14 protein-coding genes are annotated in these 13598 nt (G+C 59.2%); 8 read left to right on the top strand and 6 right to left on the bottom strand.

Annotated elements, in window-relative coordinates:
- Nucleotides 1–2: 2 nt before the first annotated feature.
- The 4 genes from GHO41_RS15145 to GHO41_RS15130 form a co-directional block, all read right to left on the bottom strand.
- Nucleotides 3–1256, bottom strand: a complete 1254-nt coding sequence (locus GHO41_RS15145; protein ID WP_153434030.1) for a pitrilysin family protein — start codon at nucleotides 1254–1256, stop codon at nucleotides 3–5.
- A 180-nt stretch (nucleotides 1257–1436) separates the two neighbouring features.
- Complete coding sequence (gene rsmD / locus GHO41_RS15140; RefSeq protein ID WP_048385106.1) at nucleotides 1437–2045, bottom strand: 16S rRNA (guanine(966)-N(2))-methyltransferase RsmD; 609 nt, start codon at nucleotides 2043–2045, stop codon at nucleotides 1437–1439.
- Nucleotides 2045–3535, bottom strand: a complete 1491-nt coding sequence (locus GHO41_RS15135; protein ID WP_153434029.1) for a pitrilysin family protein — start codon at nucleotides 3533–3535, stop codon at nucleotides 2045–2047. The genes rsmD and GHO41_RS15135 overlap by 1 nt, the downstream gene beginning before the upstream one ends.
- Nucleotides 3528–4883 carry a pitrilysin family protein gene (locus GHO41_RS15130; RefSeq protein ID WP_153434028.1) on the bottom strand — a complete coding sequence of 452 codons (1356 nt, stop codon included), beginning with the start codon at nucleotides 4881–4883 and terminating at the stop codon, nucleotides 3528–3530. Before GHO41_RS15130 ends, GHO41_RS15135 begins: the two co-directional genes overlap by 8 nt.
- 356 nt (nucleotides 4884–5239) lie before the next feature.
- Between GHO41_RS15130 and ftsY the strand changes: the two genes are divergently transcribed.
- The 4 genes from ftsY to rpoH all read left to right on the top strand — a co-directional run bounded on the left by ftsY (nucleotide 5240) and on the right by rpoH (nucleotide 9318).
- Nucleotides 5240–6661, top strand: coding sequence for a signal recognition particle-docking protein FtsY (gene ftsY / locus GHO41_RS15125; protein ID WP_048370990.1), 1422 nt, complete (start codon nucleotides 5240–5242; stop codon nucleotides 6659–6661).
- Nucleotides 6658–7329: a cell division ATP-binding protein FtsE gene (ftsE, locus tag GHO41_RS15120; protein WP_048370989.1), complete on the top strand. Its 672-nt coding sequence runs from the start codon at nucleotides 6658–6660 to the stop codon at nucleotides 7327–7329. Before ftsY ends, ftsE begins: the two co-directional genes overlap by 4 nt.
- Nucleotides 7326–8351, top strand: a complete 1026-nt coding sequence (ftsX, locus tag GHO41_RS15115) for a permease-like cell division protein FtsX (protein WP_048370988.1) — start codon at nucleotides 7326–7328, stop codon at nucleotides 8349–8351. Before ftsE ends, ftsX begins: the two co-directional genes overlap by 4 nt.
- Nucleotides 8352–8463: 112 nt before the next feature.
- Nucleotides 8464–9318, top strand: coding sequence for an RNA polymerase sigma factor RpoH (rpoH, locus tag GHO41_RS15110; protein WP_048370987.1), 855 nt, complete (start codon nucleotides 8464–8466; stop codon nucleotides 9316–9318).
- A 165-nt stretch (nucleotides 9319–9483) separates the two neighbouring features.
- On the opposite strand, the gene mtgA is transcribed toward rpoH, so the two are convergent.
- Nucleotides 9484–10242 (bottom strand): monofunctional biosynthetic peptidoglycan transglycosylase, encoded by a 759-nt coding sequence (mtgA, locus tag GHO41_RS15105; RefSeq protein ID WP_082148745.1) that lies wholly within the window; start codon nucleotides 10240–10242, stop codon nucleotides 9484–9486.
- Nucleotides 10243–10286: 44 nt separating this feature from the next.
- Here mtgA and GHO41_RS15100 point away from each other — a divergent pair, with 44 nt between their 5' ends.
- The 4 genes from GHO41_RS15100 to trmB all read left to right on the top strand — a co-directional run bounded on the left by GHO41_RS15100 (nucleotide 10287) and on the right by trmB (nucleotide 12523).
- Nucleotides 10287–10658, top strand: coding sequence for a DUF423 domain-containing protein (locus GHO41_RS15100; RefSeq protein ID WP_048370985.1), 372 nt, complete (start codon nucleotides 10287–10289; stop codon nucleotides 10656–10658).
- An 80-nt stretch (nucleotides 10659–10738) separates the two neighbouring features.
- Nucleotides 10739–10939: a sulfur carrier protein ThiS gene (gene thiS, locus GHO41_RS15095; protein WP_153434027.1), complete on the top strand. Its 201-nt coding sequence runs from the start codon at nucleotides 10739–10741 to the stop codon at nucleotides 10937–10939.
- Between the two features lie 57 nt (nucleotides 10940–10996).
- Nucleotides 10997–11791 (top strand): thiazole synthase, encoded by a 795-nt coding sequence (locus tag GHO41_RS15090; RefSeq protein ID WP_048370981.1) that lies wholly within the window; start codon nucleotides 10997–10999, stop codon nucleotides 11789–11791.
- Nucleotides 11792–11800: 9 nt separating this feature from the next.
- On the top strand, nucleotides 11801–12523 hold the full coding sequence (gene trmB, locus GHO41_RS15085) for a tRNA (guanosine(46)-N7)-methyltransferase TrmB (RefSeq protein WP_048370979.1): 723 nt from the start codon (nucleotides 11801–11803) through the stop codon (nucleotides 12521–12523).
- A gap of 44 nt (nucleotides 12524–12567) precedes the next feature.
- Here trmB and GHO41_RS15080 read toward each other — a convergent pair whose 3' ends face one another.
- Nucleotides 12568–13401 (bottom strand): DMT family transporter, encoded by an 834-nt coding sequence (locus GHO41_RS15080; protein WP_153434026.1) that lies wholly within the window; start codon nucleotides 13399–13401, stop codon nucleotides 12568–12570.
- Nucleotides 13402–13598: the final 197 nt, after the last annotated feature.

Raw genomic sequence — 13598 nt, 5'->3', positions numbered from 1 at the left:
TATCAGTCTTCGCGCGGCAGGCTGTGTGCGACGCTCAGGCGCTCCGGGCTGAAGTAGCTGTTGGCCACGCGCTGGATGTCATCTGCCGTGACGTTGTGGATCTGCCCGGCTTCGCTGTCGATCAGCGTCCATGGCAGGTCGATGGCGGCCAGGTTGCCCAGGATCGAGGCTTGTATTTCGAGGGTGTCTTGTTCTTCCAGGCTTTCAAGGGCCTGCTGTTGGCCGTACTTCAAGGTCTCGGCATCCAGTGCATGGGTTTTGAGTGATTCCAGCAGTTGTTTGATTTCCAGCTCTACCTGTTGCACCGACAGCGAGGTGTCTACGCCCAGGGTAGCCGCCAGCAGGAAGAGGTCATCGTTGCGGCGATAGGCCGGAAGACGGCTGATCACGCTGGACAGCGTGTGCTTGTCTTCAGACAAACGCAGTGGCAGCCATGCCTGCGGGCCTCTGGTCAGCAGGGCGCTGATGACTTGCAGGGCGCGGATGTCGCCGATGGCGCCCGGGGTTGCGAGGCTTGGCGTGTTAAAGGCCATTTGCAACCGTGGCAGTGGCGTATCGAGGTGTTGCACCAGCCTGCGTTCGTCGCCCGAAAACGAATGTGCGGGCTGCTCTGCCGGGGCAAAACCTTCGAAAGGTGCGAGGTCGGCAAACAGGTGCTGGATCAGCGGCTGGACGTCATCGAGCGCTATATCGCCTGCAATGACCAGAATCGAGTTGTTGGGTGCATAGCCTTCTTCATGCCAACTCAGCACGTCGGCCACCGTGATGCGTGCAAGATCGTCGACATTGCCGAATTTGTACACGGTGCGTGCCTGGGGAAAAATCAGCTCCTCGAATGTCGAGGTAATCCAGTAATCGGAGCTGAAGTACGGTTCGCTTTCTTCGAGCTTGCAGGCGTGTTTAATGCCTTTATCGAGGCGCTCCTGGGACAGTGTTTGAGGCTCCATTCGGGCAGCGAGCAATTGCAGCACGGTGGCAAGCTCGGCACTGGGTGCTTCGAGGCTGTAGGCGCTGAGGTGGTAATCGATCCAGCCATTGGCAGTGGCGCCGATTTTTCGCTCAAGGTCTTTGTCCTTGAAGGTCGCGCCACCGGCCAGGTACGCCAGCCCGCGCTGGTTCGTGCGTTCATGGTCGGTGCCCGCCTTGTGGAACAGCGAGGCGCAGATGCTTGGTGTACGGTGGTCCTGGCGAAGGATCACCTGCAGGCCGTTATCCAGTGTGTAGGTGTGAGTGGGTTTTTCAGCAGTAATGGTCATGTTTTACATTCCGTTGTTTTTGAACACGCCAGCCGATGTGCGGAGGCACACGGGGCGAATGATCAGTGAGAACGGACAGAATGCGATGGCGCAGGGCGCGGGGTGCGGTACATAGATAGAGCAAGGGTGTGTGCAATCGTTGCCGTAATGCGCGGCAACGATTGCACAGATCAGCGGTTGTTACTGCGCTGCCGGTGCCTGAACCGCATCGCGCTGCCACAGGGCGTAGTTCACGCCCCCGGCTTTTTGCTCGCGGTGCAGACGCCAGTTGCCGGGCAATCCCAACTCGGACGGGCGCAGCTCGCTTTCGGTGTAGATCCAGGCGTCATCTGTCAGCCAGCCACGCTGCTCCAGCAGGTCGCAGGCAGGCTTGAGCAGCTCTTTGTTAAACGGTGGATCGAGGAACACCACGTCAAAGGTATCGCTCGGGGTCGCGTCCAGGTAACGCAGGGCGTCCGTTTGCTGCACCTGGCCGGTGGTGCAGCGCAAGATGCCCATGTTTTCGCGGATGTTGGAGATGGCCTCACGGTTGCTGTCCAGGGCCAGGCCCTTGGCCGCACCGCGTGACAGGGCCTCCAGAAACAGTGCGCCGCTGCCGGCGAACACGTCCAGTACCCTGGCGCCCTGAATGTACGGCGCGAGCCAGTTGAACAGCGTTTCACGAACACGGTCTGGCGTTGGGCGCAGACCTTCTACATGGGGGAAGTCGAGTTTGCGACTGCGCCATTCCCCGGCAATGATGCGCAATTGACCTGCACCTGAGTGCGATGTGTTTTTTGGCTTTGCCATTAATGCTCCGGAACCCCAAGAGGTTGCTCTGAAGGTTTGTCGGTAGGAGGTGGCAGTGGTTTTTGCGGCACGGTTGGGCCAGCGGTCACTACGACCATTTTGTCGGCGCTCAAGTGCTTGCTCATGGCGTTCTTGACTTGCTCGGTGGTCAGATTCTGGGACTGCTCGCGGAGTTTTTCCAGGTAATCCAACGGCAGGTCATAGAAGCCTATCGCGCCCAGTTGGCCGACGATGGCGGCGTTGCTGGCGGTCGACAGCGGGAAGCTGCCGGCAAACTCACGCTTGGCATCGTCGAGTTCTTTTTGTGTCGGGCCGTTTTTCAGGTAGTCAGCCAGGATGTCTTCGACCAGTTTGAGCGTGCCCTCGCTCAATTCGGCACGGGTTTGCAGATTGATCTGGAACGGGCCACGGGCCTCCATCGGGCTGAAGTTGGAGTACACGCCGTAGGTCAGGCCGCGTTTTTCACGCACTTCGGTCATCAGGCGCGTCCCGAAGCCACCGCCACCCAGAACCTTGTTGCCCAGCACCAGCGCCGGGTAGTCAGGGTCATCGCGGCCAACGCCCAGTTGGGCCAGCAGCAAGTGGGTCTGCTTGGACGGGAACTCGATGTGGTTGACGCCTGCTTTGGGCTCAACCGGCTCGGCGATCTTGGCCACGGCCGGGCCTTTTGGCAGGGCTGCTGACACTTGCGACGCCATGGCCTCGGCCTCGGCACGGGACAGGTCGCCCACAATCGCAATCACCGCGTTACCCGCGGTGTAGGTCTTGTTGTGGAAGGCCTTGATCTGGTCGAGGGTAATGGCCGAGATGCTTTGCGCAGAGCCATCTGTCGGGTGGGCGTACGGGTGGTTGCCGTACAGGCGGCTGAACAGCTCATTGCTGGCCAGTTTGCCGGGGTTTTGCTTCTGGACTTCAAAACCGGCCAGCAGCTGGTTTTTGATCCGCGCCAACGAGTCGGCCGGGAACGTCGGTTTGCCCACCACTTCAGCAAACAGATTGAGCGCCGGGGTGCGTTTGTCTTTATCGCTCAGGCTGCGCAACGAGGTGATGGCCATGTCGCGGTAGGCGCCATTACCAAACGCTGCACCGAGGCCTTCAAAGCCTTGGGCAATGGCGCTGACGTCTTTGCCGGCCACGCCTTCGTTAAGCATGGCGTTGGTCAGCACGGCGATGCCAGGCGTGTTGCCATCCTGGCTGCTGCCCGCCGCGAAGGTCAGGCTCAGGTCGAACATCGGCAGTTCCCGGGCTTCGACGAACAGCACTTTGGAGCCTTCGGCGGTTTGCCAGGTCTGGATGTTCAGCTTGCGATTGGTCGGCGCCTTGCTGTCGAGTTCTGCCAGAGACTCAAGCTTGCGCTCGGTTTTGGCTGAATCCAGGGTTGGGCCGGCAACCGACTCGCTCGGGCTGATGAAGGAATAGCCCAGTGCACCCACCAGAACCGCCGTGGTCAGGGCCAGCAGGGCGAAGCGTGGACCTTTACGCTCACTCATGGGTTTTCTCCTCGGGCAGTACGTGCGCAACGCTCAGACGGTCGCGAGTGAAATAGGTGCGTGCGGCCTGCTGAATATCGGCCGGGGTGACTTTTTGCAGGTCAGCCAGTTCGCTGTCCATCAGCTTCCACGACAGACCAACGGTTTCCAGTTGGCCAATCGAGGTGGCCTGATAGGTAATGGAGTCGCGCTCGTACACCAGGTTGGCAATCACTTGAGCGCGCACACGCTCCAGTTCTTCGGCTGACGGCGGGGTCTTTTTCAGGTCGTCCAGCAGGCGCCATACACCGGCTTCCGTCTGGGCCAGGGTGACTTTTTTCTGGCTGTTGGGCATGGCTGTAATCAGGAACAGGCTGTCGCCACGGGTGAAGGCGTTGTAGTTGGACGAGGCGCCCGACACCAACTCCTCTTTGCGCTCAAGCTGCGAGGACATGCGCGCGCTGTAGCCGCCGTCCAGCAGCGCCGCGATCAGGCGCAGCGCGTTGGCGCTGAGCGGGTCTTTGGCGGTTGCGATACTCGGCACGTTGAAAGCCATCATCAGGCTAGGCAGTTGGATCTGCACGTTGATCTTGAGCAGGCGCTCACCGGGCGTGGCCAGTTCAAGCGGCACTTTGGCAATCGGGATGTCACGTTTTGGCACCGGGCCAAAGTAGCGCTGAGCCAGGGCTTTGACTTCATCCGGGGTTACGTCGCCGACCACCACCAGGGTGGCGTTGTTGGGGGCGTACCACTCTTCGTACCAGGCGCGCAGTTCGGCAACGTTCATGCGCTCCAGGTCAACCATCCAGCCGATGGTAGGTGTGTGGTAGCCGCTGGACGGATAAGCCATGGCGCTGAAAATTTCGTACGCCTTGCTCATCGGCTGGTCGTCGGTGCGCAGGCGACGTTCTTCTTTAATCACCTCGATTTCGCGCTTGAACTCTTCGGGCGGCAGGCGAAGGCTGGCCATACGGTCGGCTTCGAGCTCAAAGGCAACGCCCAGGCGGTCGCGGGCCAACACCTGGTAATACGCGGTGTAGTCATCGCTGGTGAAGGCGTTTTCCTGGGCGCCGAGGTCGCGCAGGATCAACGAGGCTTCACCGGGGCCGACTTTATTGCTGCCTTTGAACATCATGTGCTCAAGGGCGTGGGACAGGCCGGTCTTGCCGGGCGTCTCATAGCTGGAACCGACTTTATACCAGACCTGCGAGACCACCACGGGTGCGCGGTGGTCTTCGCGCACGATGACCTTAAGGCCATTGTCCAGACGGAACTCATGGGTGGGTTGCGCATCGGCGGCAAAGGCCGATAGCGGGAGCAAAACGGTGCTGAGCAACAGGCCAGCAGCGCAGCGGGCGAGATGATTCATTCGTTTTTAAACCTGTTGGGCTGCCCGCTTGGCCTTAGCGTCTGCGGGGGAGGAGGTGCTAGGATACTGATCCGTTTTACTGGCGGCCACGCCTATCAAGCCCGCCACGATCAGACAACCTGTGATCGGGCAGTATAGGAGCCGACTTGGAAGTGTGGAGGTATCCCGGTAAATTTCCTTTTTTTGCCGTATTTCCCGTTCCATGTCCGAGATAAGACGAAGTTATAGAGGTGTTTCTTTACACCCTGAATAAGCTGTGTGCGAACGAGCTGACAAAAAAACAGTCTTTTTCACACCGAATATTATTTGCCGGGGCGCCACAGTGGCGCGTCGCTACGATGAGATAGCCGTCCTCCATGTTTGGTTCCAACGACGACAAGAAGAACCCAGCTGCGGCTGGCGAGAAGAAAGGCCTGTTCGGATGGCTGCGCAGAAAACCGCAGGAAACCGTCGTTGAACAGCCAGCGCCTGCGCCTGAAGTCACCCCCGAGCCGTTGATCGAAGCCACACCGGTGGTGGTCGAGCCCGTGCCAGAAGTGGTCGCTGCCCCTGTGGTTGAAGCGGCCAAACCTGAGCCATGGCCGCCGTTGCCGGTGCCCGAGGAGCCGGTTGCCCTGGTCGAAGACGTGGAAGCGCCGCACATCGTGCCGCCGATTCCAGAGCCAGAGCCTGTGGTTGCGGTGGTTGAAGTCGTTGAGCCGGTGCTTGAGGTGGTTGAGACCCTGCCTGAGCCTGAGCCGGTTGCTCCAGCTCCAGCTCCAGCACCTGTTGCCGCTCCGGTTGCCGTGGTGGCTGCACCTGCGCCCGTGGTCCAGCCGCCTGCACCTGCTCCTGTGGCAGAAGCCAAAGTTGGTTTCTTTGCCCGCCTCAAACAAGGTTTGTCCAAAACCAGCGCCAGCATTGGCGAAGGCATGGCCAGCCTGTTCCTCGGCAAAAAAGTCATTGATGACGACCTGCTGGACGAAATCGAAACCCGTTTGCTGACGGCCGACGTGGGCGTTGAAGCGACCTCGGTGATCATCAAAAACCTGACGCAGAAGGTCGCGCGCAAGCAACTGACCGACGCCGACGCGCTGTACAAGTCGTTGCAGGACGAGCTGGCCGCCATGCTCAAGCCGGTTGAGCAGCCACTGAAAATCGAAGCCCGCAACAAGCCGTTTGTAATTTTGGTGGTCGGCGTCAACGGTGCGGGTAAAACCACCACCATTGGCAAGCTGGCGAAAAAACTGCAACTGGAAGGCAAAAAAGTCATGCTGGCGGCCGGTGATACCTTCCGTGCCGCAGCGGTCGAGCAGTTGCAGGTCTGGGGCGAGCGTAACCACATCCCGGTGATCGCCCAGCACACGGGCGCCGACTCGGCCTCGGTGATCTTTGACGCGGTGCAAGCTGCCAAGGCGCGGGGCATCGACGTGTTGATCGCCGACACCGCCGGTCGTCTGCACACCAAAGACAACCTGATGGAAGAACTGAAAAAAGTCCGCCGGGTGATCGGCAAGCTCGACGAAGAGGCGCCGCACGAAGTGCTGCTGGTGCTCGACGCCGGCACCGGGCAAAACGCTATCAACCAGGCCAAGCAGTTTAACCAGACCGTAGCCTTGACCGGCCTGGCGCTGACCAAGCTCGACGGCACGGCCAAAGGCGGGGTGATCTTCGCCCTGGCCAAGCAGTTCAATATCCCGATCCGCTTTATCGGCGTCGGTGAAGGCATCGATGATTTGCGTACCTTTGAGTCCGAACCTTTTGTTCAGGCTCTGTTTGCGGAGCGGGAGCGTCCATGATTCGTTTCGAGCAGGTCGGTAAACGCTATCCAAATGGACACGTGGGCCTGCACGAGCTGAGCTTCCGGGTCCGGCGCGGCGAGTTTCTGTTTGTCACCGGCCACTCCGGCGCGGGCAAAAGCACGCTGCTGCGGCTGTTGCTGGCGATGGAACGCCCTACCAGCGGCAAATTGCTGCTGGCGGGCCAGGACCTGAGCCAGATCAGCAACGCGCAGATTCCTTTTTTGCGTCGCCAGATCGGCGTGGTCTTCCAGAACCACCAGTTGCTGTTTGATCGCACGGTGTTCAACAACGTCGCGCTGCCGTTGCAGATTCTGGGCTTGTCCAAGCCGGAAATCGCCAAGCGCGTCGACTCCGCGCTGGACCGCGTGTCGCTGTCGGACAAAGCCGAGCTGTACCCCGGCGACTTGTCCACCGGCCAACAACAACGCGTCGGCATTGCCCGAGCCATCGTCCATCGTCCAGCCTTGCTGCTGGCAGATGAACCTACCGGCAACCTCGACCCGCGTTTGGCGGCGGAAATTATGGGCGTATTTGAAGACATCAACCGTTTGGGCACCAGCGTACTGATCGCCAGCCACGACCTGGCGCTGATCGCGCGCATGCGCCACCGTATGCTGACCTTGCAGCGTGGCCGATTGATTGGCGACGGGGAGGCCGGGCAATGAGTGCCACTCGCAGTTCCAAGGTGTCCGAGCGTGTGGCACCCAAGGCGGCCGATCCACAGCCGCCGAAAAAGAAAAAACACGACGAAGACGACGGCCCCAGCTTTGGGATGTTGTTCCACGCCTGGGTCGAGTCGCACCGCGCCAGTCTGCTGGACAGCTTGCGCCGCTTGGGCAAGCAGCCGATTGGCAGCTTTTTTACCTGTTTGGTGATGGCCGTCGCGCTGAGCTTGCCGATGGGCTTGTCGCTGTTGCTGAACAACGTCGAGCGCCTGGGCGGTTCATGGCAGCGCGCTGCGCAAATTTCGCTGTACCTGCAAATGGATGCCAGCAACTCGCAGGGCGAACAATTAAGCAATCAGATAAAAGGTATGCCGGGGGTCGCGGACGCTGAATTCATCAGCCGCGAAAAGGCTCTGGATGAGTTCCAGCAGCAGTCTGGCTTGGGCGAAGCGCTCAAAGAGCTGCCGGACAACCCGTTGCCGGGCGTGGTGCTGGTGACCCCCAATGAGGTCGATAAAGCCACCCTTGAAGCCCTGCGCGAACGACTTTCCGAGTTGCCGAAAGTGCAACAGGCGCAACTTGATCTAGTCTGGGTCGAACGCTTGGCGGCGATCCTCAAGCTGGGTGACCGTTTTGTGTTCGGTTTGACCGTTTTGCTGGTCTCGGCGTTGCTGCTGGTGATCGGTAACACCATTCGTCTGCACATCGAGAACCGTCGGATCGAAATTGAAGTGATCAAGCTGGTCGGTGGTACAGACAGCTACGTGCGTAGGCCGTTTCTGTACATGGGCGCGCTTTACGGGTTTGGCGCCGGGATTCTTTCCTGGGGGGTGTTGGCATTCGGTTTGAACTGGCTCAACGACGCGGTTGTCGGGCTGGCGGGATTGTATGGCAGCGATTTTGCGCTGGCCGGAGTGCCGGTAGCCGATGGTCTGTCGCTATTGCTTGGCGCGGTGCTGTTAGGGTATATCGGTGCATGGATTGCAGTCGCACGTCACTTACGTGAGCTTTCGCCTAAGTAATTGCTTTATACATGTTGACCTTTTCAGCTTTTTTCGGAACTTTTTTAACAGTTTCCGGTCAACTTTCGCAGTGCTGAACTGCACGAGTTATGTGAGACGGAGGTTTATTCGTATGACCACTTCTTTGCAACCTGCGTATGCGTTGGTCCCCGGTGCGAACCTGGAGGCCTATGTCAACACGGTGAACAGCATTCCACTGCTGACACCTGAGCAGGAGCGTGAACTGGCCGAGAGTCTCTACTATGAGCAGGATTTGGGGGCGGCTCGGCAGATGGTGCTCGCCCACCTGCGTTTTGTTGTACACATTGCCCGTAGTTACTCGGGTTATGGCCTGGCTCAGGCAGACCTGATCCAGGAAGGTAACGTCGGCCTGATGAAGGCGGTCAAACGCTTTAACCCCGAAATGGGTGTGCGTCTGGTGTCGTTCGCCGTGCACTGGATCAAGGCAGAGATCCACGAGTTCATTCTGCGTAACTGGCGGATCGTGAAAGTCGCGACCACCAAGGCCCAGCGCAAACTGTTCTTCAACCTGCGCAGCCAGAAAAAACGTCTGGCCTGGCTGAACAACGAAGAAGTCCATCGCGTGGCTGAAAGCCTGGGCGTAGAGCCTCGCGAAGTGCGCGAAATGGAAAGCCGCCTGACCGGTCAGGACATGGCTTTTGATCCGGCAGCAGAAGCTGACGACGACAGTGCATTCCAGTCGCCAGCCAACTACCTGGAAGACCACCGGTACGACCCGGCGCGTCAACTGGAAGATGCTGACTGGACCGACAACTCCAACACCAACCTGCACGAAGCGCTGGAAGTGTTGGACGACCGTAGCCGTGACATTCTGTATCAGCGCTGGTTGGCTGAAGAGAAAGCCACGCTGCACGACCTGGCGCAAAAGTACAACGTGTCTGCAGAGCGTATTCGTCAGCTGGAAAAAAGCGCGATGAACAAGCTCAAACTCTCGATCGCCGCTTAACGCGACTGTCAAAAAAACGCCCCGATCTGATCGGGGCGTTTTTGTTTGTGGGCAAATACCCTGTGGTGGTTACTCTGCTCGTAGGAGCTGCCGCAGGCTGCGATCTTTTGATCTTCAACGTCAAAAGATCGCAGCCGTCGTTCCTCGGCAGCTCCTACAGTTGGTTTACTCCGCCCAGGGCTTGTCGCTGCGGGAGGTGTTCAGGGTGGTGAGGTAATTATCGCCGCCCAATTGGCGCATTTGCTGGCGAATCCAGGCAGCGCGGCTGGCCACGTAGGGGGTTGGGTGGCTAGCACTCCAGTTGCGCGGGTTGGGCAATACGGCGGCCAACTGGCTGGCCTGCTGGCGCGAGAGGTTTTTGGCGTCGACGCCAAAGTGATGCTGCGCCGCGGCCTGTGCGCCAAACACCCCTTCATCCCATTCGGCGCTATTGAGGTACACCTCAAGGATTCGCTGTTTGGGCCACAACAGCTCAATCAACCCGGTAAACCAGGCTTCGAGACCTTTGCGCAGCCAACTGCGGCCCGACCACAAAAACAGGTTTTTCGACACCTGCTGGCTCAGCGTGCTGGCGCCGCGCACGGTGCCGCCCTTTTCGTTATGCACGAACGCCGCCCTGATGGCGCTGAAGTCAAAGCCCCAGTGCTCGGCGAATTTCTGATCTTCGCCCGCAATCACCGCGACTTTCAGCTCGTTGGAGATGTCATCCCAGGGCCGCCAGCTGCGTTGCAGGTCAATGGGCTGGCCGTCGAACCACGATTCAACCTTGCGCTCGACCATCAGCGCGGTGCCCGGCGGCGGCACCCAGCGGAAAATCAGCACCAGCAACGCACTGCCCGCTGCAAACCACAGCAGGGCTTTAAGGACGCGATGTAGAAGATTACGCAGCATAGATGGCTTGGCCGAACCCGTTGAGCGGGCCATTATACAGACCCTGCGCTATTCGATGACCCTGAAGGGAGTGAACCATGTTGCGTGTTTTCCTGATGTTGGCCGCCTTCTTTGGCTTTACCGGCGTTGCCCTCGGCGCATTCGCGGCCCATGGCCTGAAAGGCCGCCTGAGTGAGCAATACCTGGCTATTTTTCATACCGGTGTGACCTATCAACTGGTCCACGCCCTGGCCTTGATCGGCGTCGCGCTGTTGGCAACGCAACTGCAAAGCCGCCTGGTGACCTGGGCCGGTATCTGTTTTGCCCTGGGCATTGTGCTGTTCTCCGGCAGTTTGTACGTGCTGACAATGACCGGCATCAGCAAGCTGGGGATGATCACCCCCATCGGTGGCCTCGGCTTTTTGGCGGGCTGGTTATGCCTGGGTCTGGCCGCCTGGCGCGTTAGTTAAGTCTGTAGGACGAATGGCTTGGGTCGCCCTGACTGATCGGGCTAGAATGCTGACCCCTAAAAATGATGGCAGCGTCGCGCATGCACATTCAGTTGAACGGTGAATCCTTTGAACTGCCGGACGGCGAGACCGTCGCTGGCTTGTTGGCCCTCCAGGAACTGACAGGCCGTCGTGTCGCCGTCGAGCTTAACCTGGACATCGTGCCGCGCAGCCTGCACGGCGAAACGGTGCTCAAAGAAGGCGATCAGGTCGAAGTGGTTCATGCCATCGGTGGCGGCTAGTCACCTGGCCCCGCTTCACACCTGTCCACAGTGCACACAATCAGAAGAGGATTCCCGATGAGCAATGTTCGCAGCGACAAGCCTTTCGTGTTGGCCGGCCGTACGTACCAGTCGCGTTTGCTGGTAGGCACCGGCAAATACCGTGACCTGGAAGAAACCCGTCTGGCCATCGAAGCCTCGGGCGCTGAAATCGTCACCGTCGCTGTGCGCCGCACCAACATCGGGCAAAACCCCGGCGAGCCGAACCTGCTCGACGTGTTGCCGCCAGATCGCTACACCATCCTGCCGAACACCGCCGGGTGCTACGACGCGGTTGAAGCCGTGCGTACCTGCCGACTGGCCCGTGAGCTGCTCGACGGCCACAACCTGGTCAAACTCGAAGTGCTGGCAGACCAGAAAACCCTGTTCCCGAACGTGATCGAAACCCTCAAGGCCGCCGAAGTGCTGGTCAAGGACGGTTTTGACGTGATGGTGTACACCAGCGATGACCCGATCATCGCCCGCGAGCTTGAAGCCATGGGCTGCATCGCGGTCATGCCGCTGGCGGGCCTGATCGGCACGGGGTTGGGCATCTGCAACCCGTACAACCTGCGGATCATTCTGGAAGAAGCAAAAATCCCGGTGCTGGTGGACGCGGGCGTAGGCACTGCCTCCGACGCCACCATCGCCATGGAAATGGGCTGCGAAGCCGTGCTGATGAACTCAGCCATCGCCAACGCCCAGCATCCAATCATCATGGCCGAAGCCATGAAGCACGCCATTGTGGCGGGCCGTCTGGCGTATCTGGCCGGGCGCATGCCGAAAAAACTCTATGCCAGCGCCTCCTCGCCGCTGGATGGTCTGATCAAGTAAGAGCCACTGATGACTGAATCACTCGACACCCCAACCCTGGAAGAAGGCGACGACCGCCAGCACCGCCGCATCAAGAGTTTTGTGATGCGTGCCGGGCGCATGACCGAAGGCCAGCAACGCGGCCTGGATCAAGGCGCGCCGCTGTACGTGCTGCCGCTGGCCGATGCGCCGGTCGATTACGACCAGGTGTTTGGTCGTTCGGCCCCGCGCACCCTGGAAATCGGCTTCGGCATGGGTCACTCCCTGCTGGAAATGGCGGCGGCTTCGCCTGAGCAAGACTTCATCGGCGTCGAGGTTCACCGCCCGGGTGTGGGCGCGCTGCTCAACGGCGTGCTGACCCAAGGCCTGACCAACCTGCGGGTATACGACTGCGACGCGATCGAAGTCCTGACCCGCTGCGTGGCTGACAACAGCCTCGACCGCCTGCTGCTGTTCTTCCCGGACCCATGGCACAAGAGCCGTCACCACAAGCGCCGCATCGTCCAGGCATCGTTTGCCGAACTGGTGCGTTCCAAGCTGAAAGTGGGTGGCGTGCTGCACATGGCGACCGACTGGGAACCGTATGCCGAATACATGCTGGAAGTCATGAACGTCGCGCCGGGTTACCGCAACCTGGCCGAAGACGGCCAGTGCGTCCCACGCCCGGCCGAACGCCCGGTGACCAAGTTCGAACGTCGTGGCGAACGTCTTGGGCATGGCGTGTGGGATTTGAAGTTCGAGAAGTTGGCGTAAGTACTTATTAAAGTGCCGGTCTCCCCCTGCTTGGAGGCCGGTTTCTAAGCCAGACGTAACGTGATTGCCCCGATTGCAATCACGCAAACGGACACGCAACGTACGACCGTGATGTGTTCTTTCAGAATCAGCCATGAGATGACGGCTGAGAACAAAATTGATGCTTCACGCAGCGCGGCCACGACGGCTACGGGGGCCTGAGTCATTGCATATAAGGCCAGCCCATAAGAAACCAGAGTGCCAAGACCTCCGACAGCACCCAAGTGCCAATTGAGCCGCAGATAGTGACGCGTCTGCGACCATTGATTGAGTGTTGCCCAGCAGCCAATAGATGCGCCAGTAATCAGAAATATCCAGAGCGTGTAAGACGCTGGTGCTGCGGATAACCGTACGCCAATACCATCGACTAATGTGTAGCCGCTAATAACCAAGGCGTTTAATAGCGCGAGTAATAAACCTTCCCGACTCTTTTGCCCCCCGCTCCAGAGCATTATTAAAATACCCGAACAGATAATACAAACACCCAGCCAAGCAGGGTTGGACAAGGTTTCGTCGAGGAAAAGGGTACCGGCGAGAGCAACAATAAGCGGTGCCGCACCGCGCATTATTGGATAAGTTTGGCTCATGTCTGCAATGCGATAGATCCTTGCGACCAGTGCAAAATAGACGATTTGCAGTGCTGCAGACAGCGCAATATAGGGCCAGCTTTCTGGGCTTGGGGAAGGAAGGACAGGCAGTAAAACAATAGCCCAAAGCGCCGCTGAAGCGGTCACCAGCACCATGGTTAATACCGTGTTTTTGCCAGCTTTAACAATGGCGTTCCATGACGCGTGTAGAACGGCGGCTACGAGGACTATTTCAAATACCGTTAGTGACATAACTAAAGCCCGTGACTGCGTAAATTACGGAAGTTTGTCTGTTTCAGTAGTGCTCTTTAACTTTGGCCATGGCGTGTGGGATTTGAAGTTCGAGAAGTTGGCGTAAAAAACGCAATCCTCTGTAGGAGGGGCCGCCCCGTCTTCGACGCCGCGCTGTCGCGCAGCAAACTGGGTCTAGAGTTGAAGAGCGCGCGCGG

The organism is Pseudomonas sp. FSL R10-0399 (genome assembly GCF_009600165.1).
Taxonomy (GTDB): domain Bacteria; phylum Pseudomonadota; class Gammaproteobacteria; order Pseudomonadales; family Pseudomonadaceae; genus Aquipseudomonas; species Aquipseudomonas helleri.
This window is presented reverse-complemented; position numbering and strand designations above follow the sequence as displayed.

Coding starts and splice junctions, on each gene's coding strand:
- GHO41_RS15145 (WP_153434030.1), bottom strand. CDS start 1,256: ATGACCATTACTGCTGAAAAACCCACTCACACCTACACACTGGATAAC.
- rsmD (WP_048385106.1), bottom strand. CDS start 2,045: ATGGCAAAGCCAAAAAACACATCGCACTCAGGTGCAGGTCAATTGCGC.
- GHO41_RS15135 (WP_153434029.1), bottom strand. CDS start 3,535: ATGAGTGAGCGTAAAGGTCCACGCTTCGCCCTGCTGGCCCTGACCACG.
- GHO41_RS15130 (WP_153434028.1), bottom strand. CDS start 4,883: ATGAATCATCTCGCCCGCTGCGCTGCTGGCCTGTTGCTCAGCACCGTT.
- ftsY (WP_048370990.1), top strand. CDS start 5,240: ATGTTTGGTTCCAACGACGACAAGAAGAACCCAGCTGCGGCTGGCGAG.
- ftsE (WP_048370989.1), top strand. CDS start 6,658: ATGATTCGTTTCGAGCAGGTCGGTAAACGCTATCCAAATGGACACGTG.
- ftsX (WP_048370988.1), top strand. CDS start 7,326: ATGAGTGCCACTCGCAGTTCCAAGGTGTCCGAGCGTGTGGCACCCAAG.
- rpoH (WP_048370987.1), top strand. CDS start 8,464: ATGACCACTTCTTTGCAACCTGCGTATGCGTTGGTCCCCGGTGCGAAC.
- mtgA (WP_082148745.1), bottom strand. CDS start 10,242: ATGGCCCGCTCAACGGGTTCGGCCAAGCCATCTATGCTGCGTAATCTT.
- GHO41_RS15100 (WP_048370985.1), top strand. CDS start 10,287: ATGTTGCGTGTTTTCCTGATGTTGGCCGCCTTCTTTGGCTTTACCGGC.
- thiS (WP_153434027.1), top strand. CDS start 10,739: ATGCACATTCAGTTGAACGGTGAATCCTTTGAACTGCCGGACGGCGAG.
- GHO41_RS15090 (WP_048370981.1), top strand. CDS start 10,997: ATGAGCAATGTTCGCAGCGACAAGCCTTTCGTGTTGGCCGGCCGTACG.
- trmB (WP_048370979.1), top strand. CDS start 11,801: ATGACTGAATCACTCGACACCCCAACCCTGGAAGAAGGCGACGACCGC.
- GHO41_RS15080 (WP_153434026.1), bottom strand. CDS start 13,401: ATGTCACTAACGGTATTTGAAATAGTCCTCGTAGCCGCCGTTCTACAC.